Source organism: Paenibacillus sp. FSL H7-0350 (assembly GCF_038593195.1).
GTDB lineage: Bacteria > Bacillota > Bacilli > Paenibacillales > Paenibacillaceae > Paenibacillus_AQ.
Genome location: NZ_CP151972.1, coordinates 5,813,884 through 5,829,211 on the forward strand (window position 1 = coordinate 5,813,884; position 15,328 = coordinate 5,829,211).

The window sequence follows — 15,328 nt, forward strand, 5'->3', positions numbered from 1 at the left end:
GTTAAGTGAAGGCAATTACTTTGTGACTCTGGAAGCAGCCGAGGTTGCCGAGCCTGGTGTAGCTTGGGCTACTGCGGTATAGCCTTCCGGCAGATAGGTGACGGCGGTACCTGCCGAGATGACCTGCGGGTTCATAGACCCGGGCTTCGGTGAGGTTACCTTGAAGTAGATCACGGCAGTTTTGTCAGCGCTGAATTCAATCCGCTCAATGACCAGGCCATATCCCGGATTCGGCAGATTGGATACGGTCACCGTAGCTTTGTTGACACCAGCGGCTGCTTTGTCCAGTGTAACGGCTGCATCGTATGTGCCGGACGGGGCAGCAATGTTCTTATCCATCATAATCACTTCCTTCACGGCCACATGGCCCTTCAGATCTGAGAAAGCGGAAGCCTGTGCTCCGATAGCTACGGTTGCCGCCAGAATGCAGCAGGCCAGCGGGATTATGGCCGTGCGCAGCCGGGGTAATGTATTCTTCATTATACTTCACCTCGTATCCTCTTAGATGGAATTATTATTCTCTAACCCCGCAGCGGTGATTCGCCGGAGGTCCAAAACAATTCATCATGTGTCAATTTTCATCTACCAGAAGTCGAATCTTCGCCTGAATTCAGCTACTATTGCAGCCAAAAAGGTCAATATACGATGATTAAAAGGTAATATACGGTGAGACAGGGTGCAGAAGAAAAATTATAATAATGATAACGCTTTCTTGAATCTTTCGATGAAGGAATGGCTTGTATTACCTGAGTGAATTGTAACCTTAGTGTGTCCGAGTTTCCCGGCTAACAGAGCCTCGCTCTTAAGCATAGATCATTTATGAATTCCTACTAAGGGGGTAAGTCAAATGAGAAAAAAGAGTATTCTTGCTTTGGTGCTGGCAGGCTGTCTGGCAGGGCTATCACTCACAGGCTGCAGCAGTAAGGGGAACAGCTCGGATGTGGGGAACGACAGCAGCAATACGCCGGAGGGGAAGACGAAGCTGAAGGCGATTATCGTGAAGCATTCATTAACCAAAGATGTCACGCAAATGAAATGGCTCGCTGAAATAGAGGAGAAGGCGAATGTCGAAATTGAATGGCAGCAAATCTCTGCGGACTGGGATCAGAAGAAAAGTGCCCTGTTTGCCAGCGGTGAAATTCCGGATTTGCTGTTCAATGCGACCTCGAACTCTGATTTTGTGCAATTCAACGGGTTGTTCGAGGATCTGGGCCCGCTGATTGAGAAGGACGCGCCTAATATTCAAAAAATGTTCAGCGAGCACCCGGAATTGAAAACGCTTGCTACTCAAATTGACGGGAAGCTCTACGGCACTCCGCGTTATAAGGGCATCTGGCCTGGCTCCACCGCCTCGATGTTCATTAACAAAACCTGGCTCGACAATCTCGGCCTTCAGGTGCCTACGAACTGGGATGAGCTAGAGACGGTGCTGCTTGCCTTCCGCGATGGCGACCCGAATCAGAACGGGGACAAGACGGATGAGATTCCGATGGACTTCAACCCGATTGGCTGGGACTTCACGCCGAAGCTGCTGCTGGGCAGCCTGGGGCTGCCTCTGTCCAACGGGGCGAGCGACGGCTATTTTACAGAAGGGGCGCAGGTTAAGAATTTCTATGTAGATGAACGGTTCAAGACGCTCATGCAATTCCTGCAGAAGCTGTACAGCCAGAATCTGATCAGCAAGGAAGTGGTCACGCAGGATTACTCCAAATACCAGTCCGTTGCCCGCGGGAATGGAGCTACGGCCAAGGTCGGATTCACCTGGGGCTGGGAGACAGGAGACCGCTTCGGCAACGAGCTGAAGGATCAATATGTTACCCTGCCGCAGCTGAAGCAGCATGCAGATTCTACGGATGAGCTGTACTGGAGCAATGACTACTACTACCAGAATTACGGCTCCAATGCGGTGTCGGTCAGTGCCCGCTCCAAGAACAAGGAAGCTGCGATGCGGTTCATTGATGGTTTTTATGAGCCGGTTGTCAGCTTGCAGGTTCTGTTCGGCGGGATGAATGACACGGATAAGGGAATCAAGGATAACGGGGATGGCACGTATGCGATTCTTCCTCCGGCAGATGCATCCCTCGACCCCGGCTCATGGAAATGGACGAATTCGTTCGCGGACAACGGTCCGATGTACATTGCCGATGCGCTGAAGGACAAGGTGACGCTTGGGTCGGATATGCAGAATGTGCTGAAGGAGAAGGCTGTCTATGATGAGCTGCTGAACAAGGCAGATGAGAAGAGTAATGTCTATCCGCAGAACTTCATGAAATACAGCACAGAGGACACTAACACCCTGGCAATGAATCAGGCGAACGTCAATAATATCACGGATCAAAAGTGGGCCACCTGGCTGACCACCAAGGTAGACATTGAGAAGGAGTGGGCTGCCTATGTCGCCTCCTTCAATAGCTCCGGTCTTGAGCAGAACCTGCAAATCCGCCAAAAGGCGTATGACGAATACCTCTCGACCTTGAAATAGTGGACTTGAATGGAAGGGGCGCTCCCAAATGAAACCAGCACAGACCACGGTGCCGCATCAGACGCTGCGGGAGAACGGATGGCTGCGTAAGCATGCCGGGCATTATCAGCTATGGCTGATGGTGCTTCCTGCGGTCATTTATATCGCCATTTTCTGCTATGGTCCGATGTATGGCATCCAGCTTGCTTTTCGTGAATTTGATTTCAGCAAAGGACTGACGGGCGGGGAATGGGCCGGGCTCAAATACTTCGAGCAGTACTTCAACAGCCCGATGTTCTGGCCTACGCTGCGAAATACGTTTATTATTGCCTTTTTCTCCATCCTGCTGGGCTTCCCGATGCCGATCCTACTGGCGCTGGTGGTTAACTCGATCCGCAGCAACAGACGCAAGCGAATCCTGCAGACTACGGTGTATATGCCTTACTTCATTTCCACCGTTGTACTGGTTGCGCTGCTGCAGATTATGCTGTCTCCTACCACCGGTCTGATTGACGGTTTCCTGAAGGCGCTGCACCTGATCCCTGCGGATACGAACCTCATTGGTGACCCTGGCGCCTTCGTTCCGGTGTATGTCATCTCTGCCATCTGGCAGGCCTGCGGCTGGAATAGCATTATCTTCATCGCCGCCCTGTCCTCGGTGGATGCGCAGCAGTATGACGCCGCCCGGATTGACGGGGCTAACCGCTGGCAGACTGTATGGCATGTCGAGATTCCGGCGATCCTGCCGACCATTATTATTTTATTGATTATGAATATGGGCAGCATACTCAGTGTAGGCTTCGAGAAGACTTTTCTGATGCAAAATAGTCTCAACAAGCCCGTCTCGGAGGTCATCTCCACGTATGTCTTCAATGTGGGCGTGAAATCCAACCAGTTCAGCTTCGGTTCAGCGGTCGGACTATTCAATACCCTGATCAACTTCACGTTCCTGATGCTGGCGAATGCACTGGCCAAAAAAACTTCAAAAATCAGTCTAATGTAAGGAGGAAATGGGATGTCAAACAGTCAAGCCGCTCCTTCGCAAAAGATTAAGCATTCGGGCGGTATCGCAGACAGGCTGTATACGCTGGTGGTTGCGGTTATAAGCATCGCAGCGTTCATCATGGTCGCGTACCCGCTGTATTTCATCATCATAGCTTCCGTCAGTAACTCTACCATGGTGAATCAGGGACAGGTTATTCTATGGCCCAAGGACATTAACCTGTATGGTTATGAGCAGATATTCAAGGACACCCGGATTTGGCAGGGGTATAAGAATACGATTATTTATACGGTGCTGGGCACGCTGCTCAACCTGCTGGTCACACTCCCTGCGGCGTATGCCTTGTCCCAGCGGAAATTCCGGGCACGCAGATTCATTATGCCGCTATTCGTGATCACGATGTATTTTGGCGGGGGCATGATTCCCACCTATCTGCTTATCCGTGACCTGAATCTGCTGAATACGCCTTGGGTAATGATTGTGAACGGCGCTATTAGTGTATACAATCTGATTATTACAAGGACCTTCTTCGAGACCGCTATACCGGAGGAGCTGCATGAAGCGGCTACCCTGGATGGCTGCTCGCACTTCCGTTACTTCATCTCGGTGGTGGTTCCGCTGTCCAAGGCGGTAATCTCCGTCATCACGCTCTATTATGTGGTGGGTCACTGGAACGACTTCTTCAACGCTCTGCTCTATATCAATACGGATAGCTTACAGCCGCTGCAGATCGTCCTGCGCAATATTCTGTTATCCAATCAGGCGTTCGCGGGCGGAGCCGGATCAGGGGCCGGTGCCGGTGCGGGCAGCTATGCCCAGCAGTTCGCGGATCAGATCAAATATGCGGTCATTATCGTATCGACGGTGCCGGTGCTGATTATCTATCCGTTTATCCAGAAGTACTTCGAGAAGGGTGTAATGATCGGTGCGGTGAAGGGCTGAGCGTATAGCTGACGCTGCGGGCAGCATCCGGTGGGCCGGGAGGGAGGGAACCTCAGTGAAAAAAAGTCTTGAACTGCTCGATTCCATCGGCGAACCTGTATCTCAAGATATGAAGGAAAAGCTAATTCATGGCAGCAGACAATTCCGCATGAGCGTGCATGTAACCAAGGTACCCTCCATGAATAATCTGGTGCTGTATTCCCACTGGCATGAAGAGCTGGAGCTGCTGTTCATGATTAAGGGCACGGCCAAATTCCATGTGGGACAGGAGAAGCTGGTCGTCCAGAGCGGAGAGGCGGTCTTCATTCAGCCCAATATGCTGCATTCGGCGATCCGCGTGGATCAGGAGGAGATCATTTTCTGCGCCGTGCTGGTGCACTTCAATTTCCTCTCCAGCCTGGAGAGAGACAAGATTCAGCAGCAGTTTGTATCCCCGCTCTTCCTCGACAACCGGCGTTATCCGCTGCTGATCGGGCGGGAGCTGGAGGAGAAGCTGCGGCTTATCCCACTGTTGGAGGAGGTGCGGGATCTCTATCAGCAGGAGTCGCACGGCTATGAGATGCTGATTAAGGCCAGGCTGTTCGAGGTACTGTACCGGCTGGAAAAGTGTGCGGCTGAGCATCCGCGGGCAGGACTGCCCGGGCAGTCCCGGGGCGGCAACAGCTCGATGTTGGCCAAAAAAACGCTGGCCTACGTCCAGCAGAACTACAGCAAGCGGATAACGCTCTCGGATATGGCCCAGCAGGTCAATATGAGCCCGTCGTACTTTTGCCGCTTCATGAAGAAGCAGTTCGACCTGTCCCCGATGGATTTCCTGAACGAATACCGGATCTCGGAGGCAGTCAGCCTGCTGGAGACCACGGATAAGAAGATCATGGAGATCTCCGGCATGACCGGCTTCAGCAATGTGAACCGGTTCACGGAGATGTTCAAGAAAACCTACGGCTGCCGCCCGATGGATTACCGGAATAGGCTGCGGCAGAGTAAGTAGGCGGAGCAGCTTAAGATTCGACTTGAAACTGAGTTCGTCGCTGCGGTGAACTCAACTTCTTTTTTGCTTTTCGTAAAAAATATTAATACTTCTATACAAAGCAGGAAAAAGCAGTTCCCGTATGGGAACTGCTTTTTCCTGCTAGTTGTGCAAGCCTTGATAGAAGGGGAACCTCTTACTTCGCTGGAGCCGATGGCTCAAGCCAGCGTGAATCCATTACAGGCTCAGCCGTCGCAGTGTAACCTGCGGGCAGGTACGTGGATACCGAGCCTTTGGTGATCACTTGCGGATACATTTTATCCGGGTCAGGCAGGGTTACCTTGAAGTAGATTACGGCTTTGGTGGCGCTGGTGAATTCGATACGCTCTACTGTCAGGCCGTAACCGGGGTTAGGCAGATTGTCAACGGTGATGGTGGCTTTGTTGACGCCTTCCGCGGCTTTGTCCAGGACTACATCGGAGACGTAATTGTTAGCCGGAACCGGCTCCGGCTCAGAAGGCTCATTGCCCGGATTGTTCGGCGTAATCACCCGGTCGGCGAATTCAGCGGCATCATGGATCATGACAGCGGCTTCAGCACGGGTAATCGCATCGGACGGACGGAATTTTCCGTTATCCAGTGTGAGCACCTTCGTGTTCAGCAGCACCTGCAGGCTGTAATTCACCTCTGGAGTAAGCTTATCGCCATCCTCGATCATGAAGAACATCTTGGTCACCGGGAAATTGCCCTTGCTCTGCAAGGCTTGGGTCAACAGATGGGCGAATTCTGCACGGGTCATCGGTGCATTCGGGTTGATATCCTTTGCCAGTGTCAGGCCGCTCTGCTTCGCAAGGGCGAAGGAGGAGGCGTACCAGGTATTATCTTTTACATTGTCGAAGAGCTGGCTGGCCTTAGTACTGCTGTCAGTACCGGCTTTCGGTGCAAGCGCCAATCCTTTTACAAGGAACTGTACGGCTTGCGCATTCGTCACTTTGGCATTGGGGGCAAACAGGTCGTTTGTAATTCCGTTAATTACGCCTGCGCTATGCAGTGAATTGATCTTGGTTTCGGCTGAATTTCCCTTGAGGTCCGTGAAGGCAAATGCGGACGCTCCGAAGGATAAACTGGCAGCCAGGATTCCGCACGCGATGCTCATTTTTTTTGCGTGCTTCGTTAGATTAGTTGGTTTCATTGTGCATCACCTCTATATACTCAGATGGTTCTTTACGGCGAAAAGTTGCAGTTGTCCGGAAAATAATACGAATAAACTTAGGACAACGGGATAAACCGGGTGGACCACAGGTAAAATTTATTTTGCGGATCGGTAAATCCTCTTTTATTCTGGTCCAGGGCTGCGATTCTCTTCATCTCTTCATCGGACAGGGAGAAATCAAACAGCTCCAGATTTTGTTTCAGCCTTGCAGGAGTAACCGACTTCGGTATGACAGCGATACCACGCTCAAGGTTCCATCGCAGGATGACTTGCGCCGCTGTTTTATCATACCTCTCTGCCATTTCGGTGAGCACAGGATGGGTAAGCATCTCCGAGTTACCGTGTCCAAAAGGGCTCCATGCGACATGCCGGATACCGTGCCCCCTCATATAGTCATGAAGCGACCCTTGCTGGAGCAGCGGATTCGTCTGAATTTGATTTACTGCGGGGACAATCGTCCCCTGCTTCATGACCTTGTCCAGATGCTCCGGCTCAAAATTGGACACCCCGATCGCCCGGATCTTGCCCTCTTTGTATAAAGACTCCAGGATATGCCAGCTTTCCAGATAGTGCTTAGCCGGCCAGTGGATCAGGTAGAGGTCAACATAATCCGTTTGGAGTTTTTGAAGACTGGCTTCAAAGGCTTTCCGGGTCTTTCGCCCCAGGTCCGTGCTCCATACTTTGGTCGTAATAAAGAGCTCGCTTCGAGGTACACCCGATTTCTGAACAGCCCTGGCTATCAGCTCCTCGTTGCGGTAAGCTGCCGCCGTATCCAGATGCCGGTACCCGTTCTGGAGCGCCCATACTAGAGCGTCTTCATTATTGTCTTTGATATTGTACACACCCAGACCCACCTTCGGCATCTGGACTCCGTTATTCAAAACGAAGTGTTCCATTTAGCATCTTCCTTTCCTTCTAAGTTCGGATAACAATCCCTCTTGGTGAACGATTATAGCATAAGAAGGCAACTAATCTTCATTGGGAAAGAAAATCGAGACGGATGTACTTCGTAGGATTTTGAAGGGGAAATATAGTTCTGCAGACGGCTGATTGTATTTCCTGCAATAGAAAACTCATATTTGACCGTGAAATGTGCTTCTGTTGTATTTCGTACAGTGGAATGTTGCGTTTTGAGCGAAATATGGCCTTTATCCAACATCAGTTGTATCAAATACAATAGATTCTATTTGGAAGCCTTTTTTACAGCATTCTATTGTACAAACTACAGTTACTCTCGTTCCAGCGTAATCGCATGCTGAGGGTGTCGTCCCGCCATTAAGTTACCAGCGATATGCTCAAGTATATTCTGTACAACTAAATCGTCCAGTGTAGCGCCTAATTTCCATTTAGTTGTAAAACATACACTTAAGTAAAAAGAAGCGGAGGGGAAGTTTGGAACTGGATTATCACACACTGCCAAACTTTTAAATTGTTCATTTTGTGAATAAGAAACTATGATATTTTTCCTTTTTAATCCCATAAAATACTATAATATAGGAGATGCAATCTTGGGAAACCAAGCTTATTTGAGAAGAATGGGATTGGAGAGAAGTTCATGCGTGTTGCGCTGGTGTGTTGTGCAGATTCCACAGAGCCTTGTGAGGATTGCAGGTTTAAGAAAGTTCATTCTTTTTTTTCACAGGTGTACGGTTGTAAGGTATTGCATTTCAAGGAGCTTGAGGCGCTCGTCGATATTGTGAAGGAGGGCCTCCGGCTCGATGGTGTGGTGATCAGCACCCCTGACTTCAACCCGGGCTTCATTCACACGGTGCAGTACCTGCAGCAGATGCTTACGCTGAGAATATTCTTCATTGTAGAGGAGATCAGCGCGCACGGTACCCCTGTCCCCTTTCCTTCCAATCATATGTATATCAGCAGCTTCGAGCGTTACGGCTTCCAAGAGGAATTGTTCAGCCGGTTGCGCTGCTGGTTCGACGAAGGACTGGGCCTCCCCACACACCACACCAGACAAATCAAGGATATCGCCCTTCATCTGCACTCCAAATCCCTGAAGGTCGGAGAATTCGTCATTGAGCTTACCTGTAAAGAGTTCGAACTCCTGGATCTGCTGCTGGAATGCCAAGGCCAATACATTCCCACCGAGCAGATTCTGCACCATCTGTGGGATAGGTATACATCCCCTGAGATTGTGAGGCAGTACGTATACAAGCTGAGGCACAAAATTGAGATCATCTCCGGACGAAGCGACATCATCCTGTTTCGCCGGGGGATCGGATATTCGGTGAACCCATTGATCTGACAGAGTTCTGTCAGGTCTTTTTTGTGCCCGGAAAACACATAGATTGTACTCTGCCGTCTCCTCTCAGAAATGCACAATAACTGTAAATTAACGCAAGCTTAACAGCCGGGTTATGTCCCCTTCCGGGCTTAGGCGTTACGATGTCATTAATACGAATGGGGAGGCAGATGAAGTGGCAACGATTCAGAACAGTGTCTGGATTCACGCAGACCGGATCACCGTATTTGAGCGGACGAATGATATTGCGCACTGGACAGATTTATTCACAGAATACAAGGAGACGCGGGTGCTGGAGCAAGGAGACGCCTACATCCGGTTTGAGCTGACGACACATCCCGAGGAGAACCGGCCTTCGCGCACATGGGAATCGGAACGCTGGCTGGACCGGCCGAACTTCCGGATTACGGCCAGACGCCTTGCGCCGCTGCTGCCGTTCAAGCATATGAATCTGGAATGGCTCTATGAGGAGAAGGACGAAGGGACGTACATGACCTGGATTCAGGAATTCGAGGTAGATCCGGCAAGCGGGCTGACCGGGGATCAGGTGGAAGCGCATCTGAACCGCACGACTAAGGAGCAGATGGCAGCGATCAAGCACAATATCGAGAAGCAAACGGTTCGGAGCTGAGGGCTTACATGGAGAAGGTGACAGGAAAAAGAGTCGTGATCACCGGAATGGGGCTGCTTACCCCGCTGGGGAATACGCTGGAGCAGTTCTGGAGGAACAGCCTGCAGGGCAAGGTGGGATATGACCGCTTGCAGGGCTATGAGCATATGGCGCTCAAAAGCCGAGTTACCGGCACAATACCGCAGTTCGAGCATTTGGGCCGGACAGCCGATGAAGCGCAGCGGGCAGGCATGGGGCGGCCGGGGATTCTGGCGGTCAATGCCGCGATAAGGGCGGTTGCCGATGCGGGGCTTGTGTTCACGAAGGAGCTGCGGGAGCGTTCTGGGGTCTGCATCGCCAATGCGATTGCCGATACCCCGTTCTCGGAGCAAACCTTCCTGCGGATGACGGAGGGCGGGCAGGGGCCGATTGATCATGGACTCTGTCAGGAGGATTTGTACCGCAAGGGCATGTTCTCTTATATTGCCTTCGAAGTGGCGCATGAGTTCGGACTTCAGGGAGAGGCGCTGGTCATGTCTACGGGCTGCACGGGCGGCATTGATGCGGCCGGATATGGATATGAGTCGATTACAGCCGGGGAACATGACGTAATGATCTGCGGCGCAGCGGAAGCACCGGTCAGCTCCATGACCATTGCCTCCTTCGATGCCATTGGTGCGTTGACCTCTAAGTTCAACGATGATCCGCAGCGGGCTTCGAGGCCGTTTGAGAAGAACCGCAGCGGCTTTGTTCTCAGTGAGGGCTGTGCCGTTGTGGTTCTAGAGGAGCTGGAGCATGCGCTCCGGCGGCAGGCGCCGATCTATGGCGAGGTGACCGGATTCGCAAGTACCAATAACGCTTTTCATATGACCGATCTGCCGCAGGACGGGGATGCGCTCAGTCTGACGATGAACGAGGCGCTGGGCCACGCGGGCCTGACAGCGGAGGACATTCAATATATCAACGCGCATGGAAGCTCGACTCCGCAGAATGATGCTTTTGAGACCGCCGCTTATAAAAGAACGTTCGGAGAGCTCGCCTACTCCATCCCGATCAGCTCCACGAAATCGATGGTAGGCCATCCGCTCTCAGCAGCGAGTGCCATTGAGATTGTGCACTGCCTGCTGGCCTTGAACGAGGGATATATCCCGCCAACCGCGAATCTGGACGAGCCGGACCCGGCCTGTGATTTGAACTATGTACCGAAGCATGCGATACAGCGCGACCTGTACCATATTCTGACCAATGCCAGCGGATTCTCCGGCATTCACTCCGCCATGATCCTGGCAGCGAACGAATACAGTAATCAGGCGGGCAAGCTTCAGACTGAACAATGGATGTGCAGCCTATGAAGAATACAGTATTCGTAACCGGAGTAGGAATGGTGGGGCCGTGCGGGAATAGTGCCGGGGCCTTCTGGGAGGGACTCCTGAGCGGCCGCAATTATATGACTCCGCTCCAGCTTGAGCATACAACCGGAGCCGCCCCTCCCTTCGCGGGACAAGTCAGCGGGATGGAGCCGGAGCGGGTCATCTCGAAGCGTCTGCTCAAGAAATGCTCCCGCTTCTCTGTGATGTCGATCCTGGCTGCGAAGGATGCCATGGATGATGCGCACTGGGAGCTGGATCAGATGAGCCGCAAGCGGATCGGGATCTTCGTCGGCAACAACTCGGGAGGCTGGGAGAGTGCGCGGAACGGCCTGCGTGTCTTGCACACCGAAGGGGCGCCCTTCATTGACCCGAACCTGGCGAGCAACTGGTTCCCGGCGGCGGCACAAGGGCATATGTCCCTGGCCTTCGACATCAAGGGCTACAGCAAGACTGTGATCGCAGACCGGAGTAGCGGGCTGCTCGCCATTGCCTATGCGGCCAGAGCCATCCGCAGCGGGATTATCGATGCAGCTATCGTGGGCGGAGCCGAGACGCCGCTTGATCCGTGGGCATTGTCCTTCTATAACACGGAGGGGCTGCTGAATCTGAAGGCGGATCGCCCGCAGGCGGCATACCAGCCATTTGTGGAGTCGCGGAGCGGAATGACCCTGGCTGAAGGAGCCGCGTTCCTCTGCCTTGAATCGGAGCGCAGCCTTCAGAAGCGCGAGGCATCCCGCCGGGTGAGGGCAAGCATCCAGGGCTTTGGTTTTACCAACGACGGTCAGGCCGCAGCCCCGCCTGAGGAGAGTGTAGCGCAATGTGCCAGGGCGATCCGGCTGGCGGTCGGGCATTCGGAGACGCAGCCGGAGCAGATCGGCTATCTGTCGCTGGATGGGGCGGCTTCCGCCCGCGAAGACGGAATTGAATGCTCGGCCATCCAAGAGGTCTTCGGCAGTAGTACAGAAGCCAAGTGGGCGGGCTGCCCCAAGACTGTCTTCGGCAACACGATTGGAGCGGCAGGGGCGTTCGATGTGGCACTGAGTGTGCTGGCTATGAATCACGGGGAGTTGCCCGGCCTTCCGTATCTGGCAGAATCGGTTCAGGACAATGGCTTGAACTTCGTCCCGGGGATCAGCCGCCGAACAGCTGTGGAGTCTTCACTGATTATATCCAGAGGAAGGGGTGGTGTCTCTTCGGCACTGGTTGTGAACGCTGAAGGCTTGTAAGGGTGAATATTACGGCACATTAACTTAAGCGGGAGGGTGTATCTAATGGTATTCGAGAAGGTAAAAGCAATCATTGAGGATATTGGCATTGAGGATGAAATTACGGAATCATCGCGGCTCTATGACGATTTGGCCCTGGATTCAACAGAGCTGGCGCTGGTCTCTACAGCACTGGCGAAGGCATTTGGCATCTTCATTGAGAGCCGGGTGCTCAAGACGTATTCTGTAGCCCAAGTGATCGAAGCCGTTGCCTTGAAGGCATGATCAGAGGGATCGGCATGGATCTGGTCAGCATCAGCTTCGTGGAGCAGATGCTGGCCAAGTGCGGTGAACTCTTCATCCAGCAGTACTATTCAATGGAAGAAAGGGAACTGTTCGCCTGTAAAAAAAGACATGCAGAACAGTTCCTGGCCGGTAGATTCGCCGCCAAAGAAGCGCTGCTGAAGGCCATCGGCACCGGAATGAACTGTGAGCTGGACTGGAATGAGCTGGAGTTCCTGAGCCTTCCCAGCGGCCAGCCCTATCTGGTCCGCAGCCGAAGACTGGAGTCTTATATACAGCAGCAGGAGAGCATCCACGTAAGCATTAGTCATCACGGTGATTATGCTGCTGCATTCATCATTATTGAGAGCAGTCAATGACTGTGAGGAGGACGAATCACATGAGCAACAACAAAATATTCACACTACTCGCCATCAACATTCTGCTTGTATTCTCTATTATGGTCAGCATCTTCCCAATCGCACCCCTGATCAGCAGTGATCTCGGCATGACCTCCGGTGAGATTGGAACCATAGCGGGGATTGCCTCGCTGGTGATGACCTTTCTGTCCATTCCGTCTGGTGTCTTCGCAGACCGGTACGGGCGGAAGAAGATTATTATCGCCTCCATGGCATTATCGGCAGTGGCTGTATTTATGGTGGCTGCATCCCACGGAGTGCTGCTGTTCACGGCTGGATGGCTGCTGTTCGGCTTCGCCAGAGGGTTCGTGTCCACGCCGATCTTCGCGGTGGTGATGGATGTGTGCAAGCCCGAGGAGCGGGGCCGGGCGATGGGTATTGTATCCGGGGCGATTGGCGCCGGGTCGGTGCTGGGGTATGTGCTGAGCGGGCTGCTGAGCAATTATTTCGGCTGGCATACCTCCTTCGCGGTGCTGGCTTCACTGCTGCTGCTGTCTACGCTAGTTACCACAGTGCTGCTGCGGGAGACCGGAGTCAAGAATACAAGCCGGAGCATCGGGCAAGCCTTCAAAAGCTCCTTCAAATGGCTGGGCGTCCGCGAAATTCTGCTGGCAGGCATTGTGGGAACCCTGTGCTTCATGGTAGGTGTCTTCACTACCTTCCTGGTACCGTTCGCGGCTAAGGAACAGGATATCTCGCTAGTGCTGCTCAGCCTGCTGTTCATTCCGTATGAGGCGGTAGCCTCGTTCGGGGCGGTTTTCATCGGCTGGATCTCGGATAAGGTAGGCAGACATGCGCCCCTGATCTGGGCCCAATCGATCTGCGTGGGAGCGCTCGTGCTGCTGTATGCGCTGGACTTCAACCCCTGGCTGCTGACCTTCGGCTATGCGCTGATCGGACTCACGGAAGGGCCGATTATTACCCTGGTCAACACGATTATTACGGATAAGGTCATCAAGATTAATCCGATGGAGATGGGCGCAGCCTTAGGAACCTTTCGGACTCTTCAGGGGGTCGGGATTGCGCTGGGGTCTACGCTTGGCGGATTCTTCTACAGCCGAATCGGCACGCATCCCAGCTATCTGGTGGCCGCCGGACTGATGGTGCTGACGCTGCTGATCTCACTTAGCCTGGGCAAGAAGGAAGAGGCGGGTGTCACCGAATATAAATCTGCGGGATAAGGGGTGCAATATGAACCAGGTCTACACGAAAACAGTGGTCCATATGGAAGAGGTGCCGGTGGTTCATGCCAGAGGAGGACAGATGCGCGTGCTGGCAAGTCCGGCAACTGTCGGGTCTACCCAATTGATCATGGGTCATGTCCTGCTCCAGCCGGGAGAAGAGATCAAGGAGCATCTCCATGATTACGGCGAAGAGAATGTCTATGTCGTCCGGGGCCGGGGAACGGCGTTCATTGAGGATATTCCGCATGCCATCCGGGAGAATAGCCTGTTCATTGCGCGGAGGGGTGAGCGGCACCGCGTAGTCAATGAGGGTCCGGGCGAGATGGAGCTGGTCTTCGCCACGGCGCCGCTGGCCCCGAGGCCGGAGATTGGGCACAGAGAGGTCTAGCCTCCCGGCCTTGCAATACCAATTCTAAGCAAAGTGGTGAGAAGACGAACGTGAAGAGCGATCTTGTAATTGTAGATACTCATGCCCATTTCGCCGTCAAGGAGAACAAAAGCCTGGAGCTTAGTCTGGCCGGGGCCGGGACGGTCCCGGATTACAAGAAGCAGAAGGGCTTCGATGACTTGCAGTATCTGAAGAAGATGGTGGGGGCCACGCAGGACGGCTTCGTCGATGACAACAATCTGCTGGAGGATTACCTGAACTGTATGGCCGAGAACCAGATTGCCATGAGCTGGGTGCATCAGCTCAGCTTCGAGGATGTCTACGGCTATGAGGTGCTGTCCAATGAGAAAATCGCCGAGGCGGTCCGCGCCCACCCCGACAAGCTGCGCGGCTTCGCCAGCGTCAATCCCTACAAAGGGAAGGAAGCGCTGGCGGAGCTGGATTATGCCATTAAGACGCTGGGCATGCAGGGCTTCAAGCTGAACCCCAATGATTACGGAGGCTTCGTCCTGAATGACCGGGATTTGCTGTATCCGCTGTATGAGCGGTGCAGTGAGCTGGGCATTCCGGTCAGCGTGCATACCGGGATTACGCCGGGCAGTATTTTTCGGATGAAGCATAACTACCCGATTCTTCTTGATGATGTGGCGGTGGATTTTCCCGACCTGACCTTGATTGTGGAGCATATGGGCCATCCCTGGAATGACCTGTGCTATTACATGGTCGGCCGGCACGACAATATGTATGTGACCATCACGGCGGTAGCCAATATCCTGATTCACAATAACCCGAAGGTGTTCCGGATGGAGCTGGCCAAAATGATCTCGGTCTGCGGCAGCCACAAGATTCTCTGGGGCTCGGACTGGACAGTCACTCCGAACATTGCCGAGGTGCTGAATTACATGCAGAAGGTAGTGATCCCGCTGCCCATGAAGCTGATGATGGGGGTGAAGGAGATCAAGCGGGAGGATGTCCAGAACATCCTGGGGCGTAACGCACTCAGAATTATGAAGTAGGTGAGGAC

The 15,328-nt window shown here is 53.1% G+C and carries 16 protein-coding genes; 13 read left to right on the forward strand and 3 right to left on the reverse strand.

Annotated elements, in window-relative coordinates; translation table 11 throughout:
* Positions 1–15: 15 nt before the first annotated feature.
* Positions 16–480, reverse strand: a complete 465-nt coding sequence (locus tag NYE24_RS26290; protein ID WP_342477041.1) for a protease complex subunit PrcB family protein — start codon at positions 478–480, stop codon at positions 16–18.
* A 367-nt stretch (positions 481–847) separates the two neighbouring features.
* Between NYE24_RS26290 and NYE24_RS26295 the strand changes: the two genes are divergently transcribed.
* The 4 genes from NYE24_RS26295 to NYE24_RS26310 all read left to right on the forward strand — a co-directional run bounded on the left by NYE24_RS26295 (position 848) and on the right by NYE24_RS26310 (position 5,397).
* A complete protein-coding gene (locus NYE24_RS26295; protein ID WP_342477042.1) occupies positions 848–2,482 on the forward strand; it encodes an ABC transporter substrate-binding protein in 1,635 nt (544 codons plus the stop codon).
* Positions 2,483–2,600: 118 nt separating this feature from the next.
* Positions 2,601–3,464 (forward strand): ABC transporter permease subunit, encoded by an 864-nt coding sequence (locus tag NYE24_RS26300; protein WP_051493818.1) that lies wholly within the window; start codon positions 2,601–2,603, stop codon positions 3,462–3,464.
* 12 nt (positions 3,465–3,476) lie between these two features.
* Positions 3,477–4,406, forward strand: a complete 930-nt coding sequence (locus tag NYE24_RS26305; protein ID WP_051493805.1) for a carbohydrate ABC transporter permease — start codon at positions 3,477–3,479, stop codon at positions 4,404–4,406.
* A gap of 55 nt (positions 4,407–4,461) precedes the next feature.
* Complete coding sequence (locus NYE24_RS26310; protein WP_036697320.1) at positions 4,462–5,397, forward strand: AraC family transcriptional regulator; 936 nt, start codon at positions 4,462–4,464, stop codon at positions 5,395–5,397.
* Between the two features lie 175 nt (positions 5,398–5,572).
* Here NYE24_RS26310 and NYE24_RS26315 read toward each other — a convergent pair whose 3' ends face one another.
* Positions 5,573–6,568, reverse strand: a complete 996-nt coding sequence (locus NYE24_RS26315; protein ID WP_083678201.1) for an S-layer homology domain-containing protein — start codon at positions 6,566–6,568, stop codon at positions 5,573–5,575.
* Positions 6,569–6,645: 77 nt separating this feature from the next.
* Entirely contained in the window at positions 6,646–7,485 is an 840-nt protein-coding gene (locus tag NYE24_RS26320; protein WP_036697318.1) for an aldo/keto reductase, read from the reverse strand.
* Between the two features lie 746 nt (positions 7,486–8,231).
* Between NYE24_RS26320 and NYE24_RS26325 the strand changes: the two genes are divergently transcribed.
* From NYE24_RS26325 to NYE24_RS26365, 9 genes are all read left to right on the forward strand, one after another.
* Positions 8,232–8,849 (forward strand): winged helix-turn-helix domain-containing protein, encoded by a 618-nt coding sequence (locus tag NYE24_RS26325; protein ID WP_342477043.1) that lies wholly within the window; start codon positions 8,232–8,234, stop codon positions 8,847–8,849.
* A gap of 172 nt (positions 8,850–9,021) precedes the next feature.
* On the forward strand, positions 9,022–9,477 hold the full coding sequence (locus tag NYE24_RS26330) for an SRPBCC family protein (RefSeq protein ID WP_342477044.1): 456 nt from the start codon (positions 9,022–9,024) through the stop codon (positions 9,475–9,477).
* Positions 9,478–9,485: 8 nt separating this feature from the next.
* A complete protein-coding gene (locus NYE24_RS26335) occupies positions 9,486–10,808 on the forward strand; it encodes a beta-ketoacyl-[acyl-carrier-protein] synthase family protein (protein ID WP_051493803.1) in 1,323 nt (440 codons plus the stop codon).
* Positions 10,805–12,052, forward strand: coding sequence for a beta-ketoacyl synthase N-terminal-like domain-containing protein (locus NYE24_RS26340; RefSeq protein WP_342477045.1), 1,248 nt, complete (start codon positions 10,805–10,807; stop codon positions 12,050–12,052). Before NYE24_RS26335 ends, NYE24_RS26340 begins: the two co-directional genes overlap by 4 nt.
* A gap of 45 nt (positions 12,053–12,097) precedes the next feature.
* Entirely contained in the window at positions 12,098–12,316 is a 219-nt protein-coding gene (locus NYE24_RS26345) for a phosphopantetheine-binding protein (protein ID WP_036697310.1), read from the forward strand.
* Positions 12,313–12,693 carry a holo-ACP synthase gene (acpS, locus tag NYE24_RS26350; protein WP_036697309.1) on the forward strand — a complete coding sequence of 127 codons (381 nt, stop codon included), beginning with the start codon at positions 12,313–12,315 and terminating at the stop codon, positions 12,691–12,693. Before NYE24_RS26345 ends, acpS begins: the two co-directional genes overlap by 4 nt.
* A 20-nt stretch (positions 12,694–12,713) precedes the next feature.
* Positions 12,714–13,913 carry an MFS transporter gene (locus NYE24_RS26355; protein ID WP_342477046.1) on the forward strand — a complete coding sequence of 400 codons (1,200 nt, stop codon included), beginning with the start codon at positions 12,714–12,716 and terminating at the stop codon, positions 13,911–13,913.
* The gene (locus NYE24_RS26360) at positions 13,885–14,304 is read left to right on the forward strand and encodes a cupin domain-containing protein (RefSeq protein ID WP_342477047.1); all 420 of its coding nucleotides are present in this window, start codon (positions 13,885–13,887) and stop codon (positions 14,302–14,304) included. The genes NYE24_RS26355 and NYE24_RS26360 overlap by 29 nt, the downstream gene beginning before the upstream one ends.
* Positions 14,305–14,354: 50 nt before the next feature.
* Entirely contained in the window at positions 14,355–15,320 is a 966-nt protein-coding gene (locus tag NYE24_RS26365; protein ID WP_051493802.1) for an amidohydrolase family protein, read from the forward strand.
* Positions 15,321–15,328: the final 8 nt, after the last annotated feature.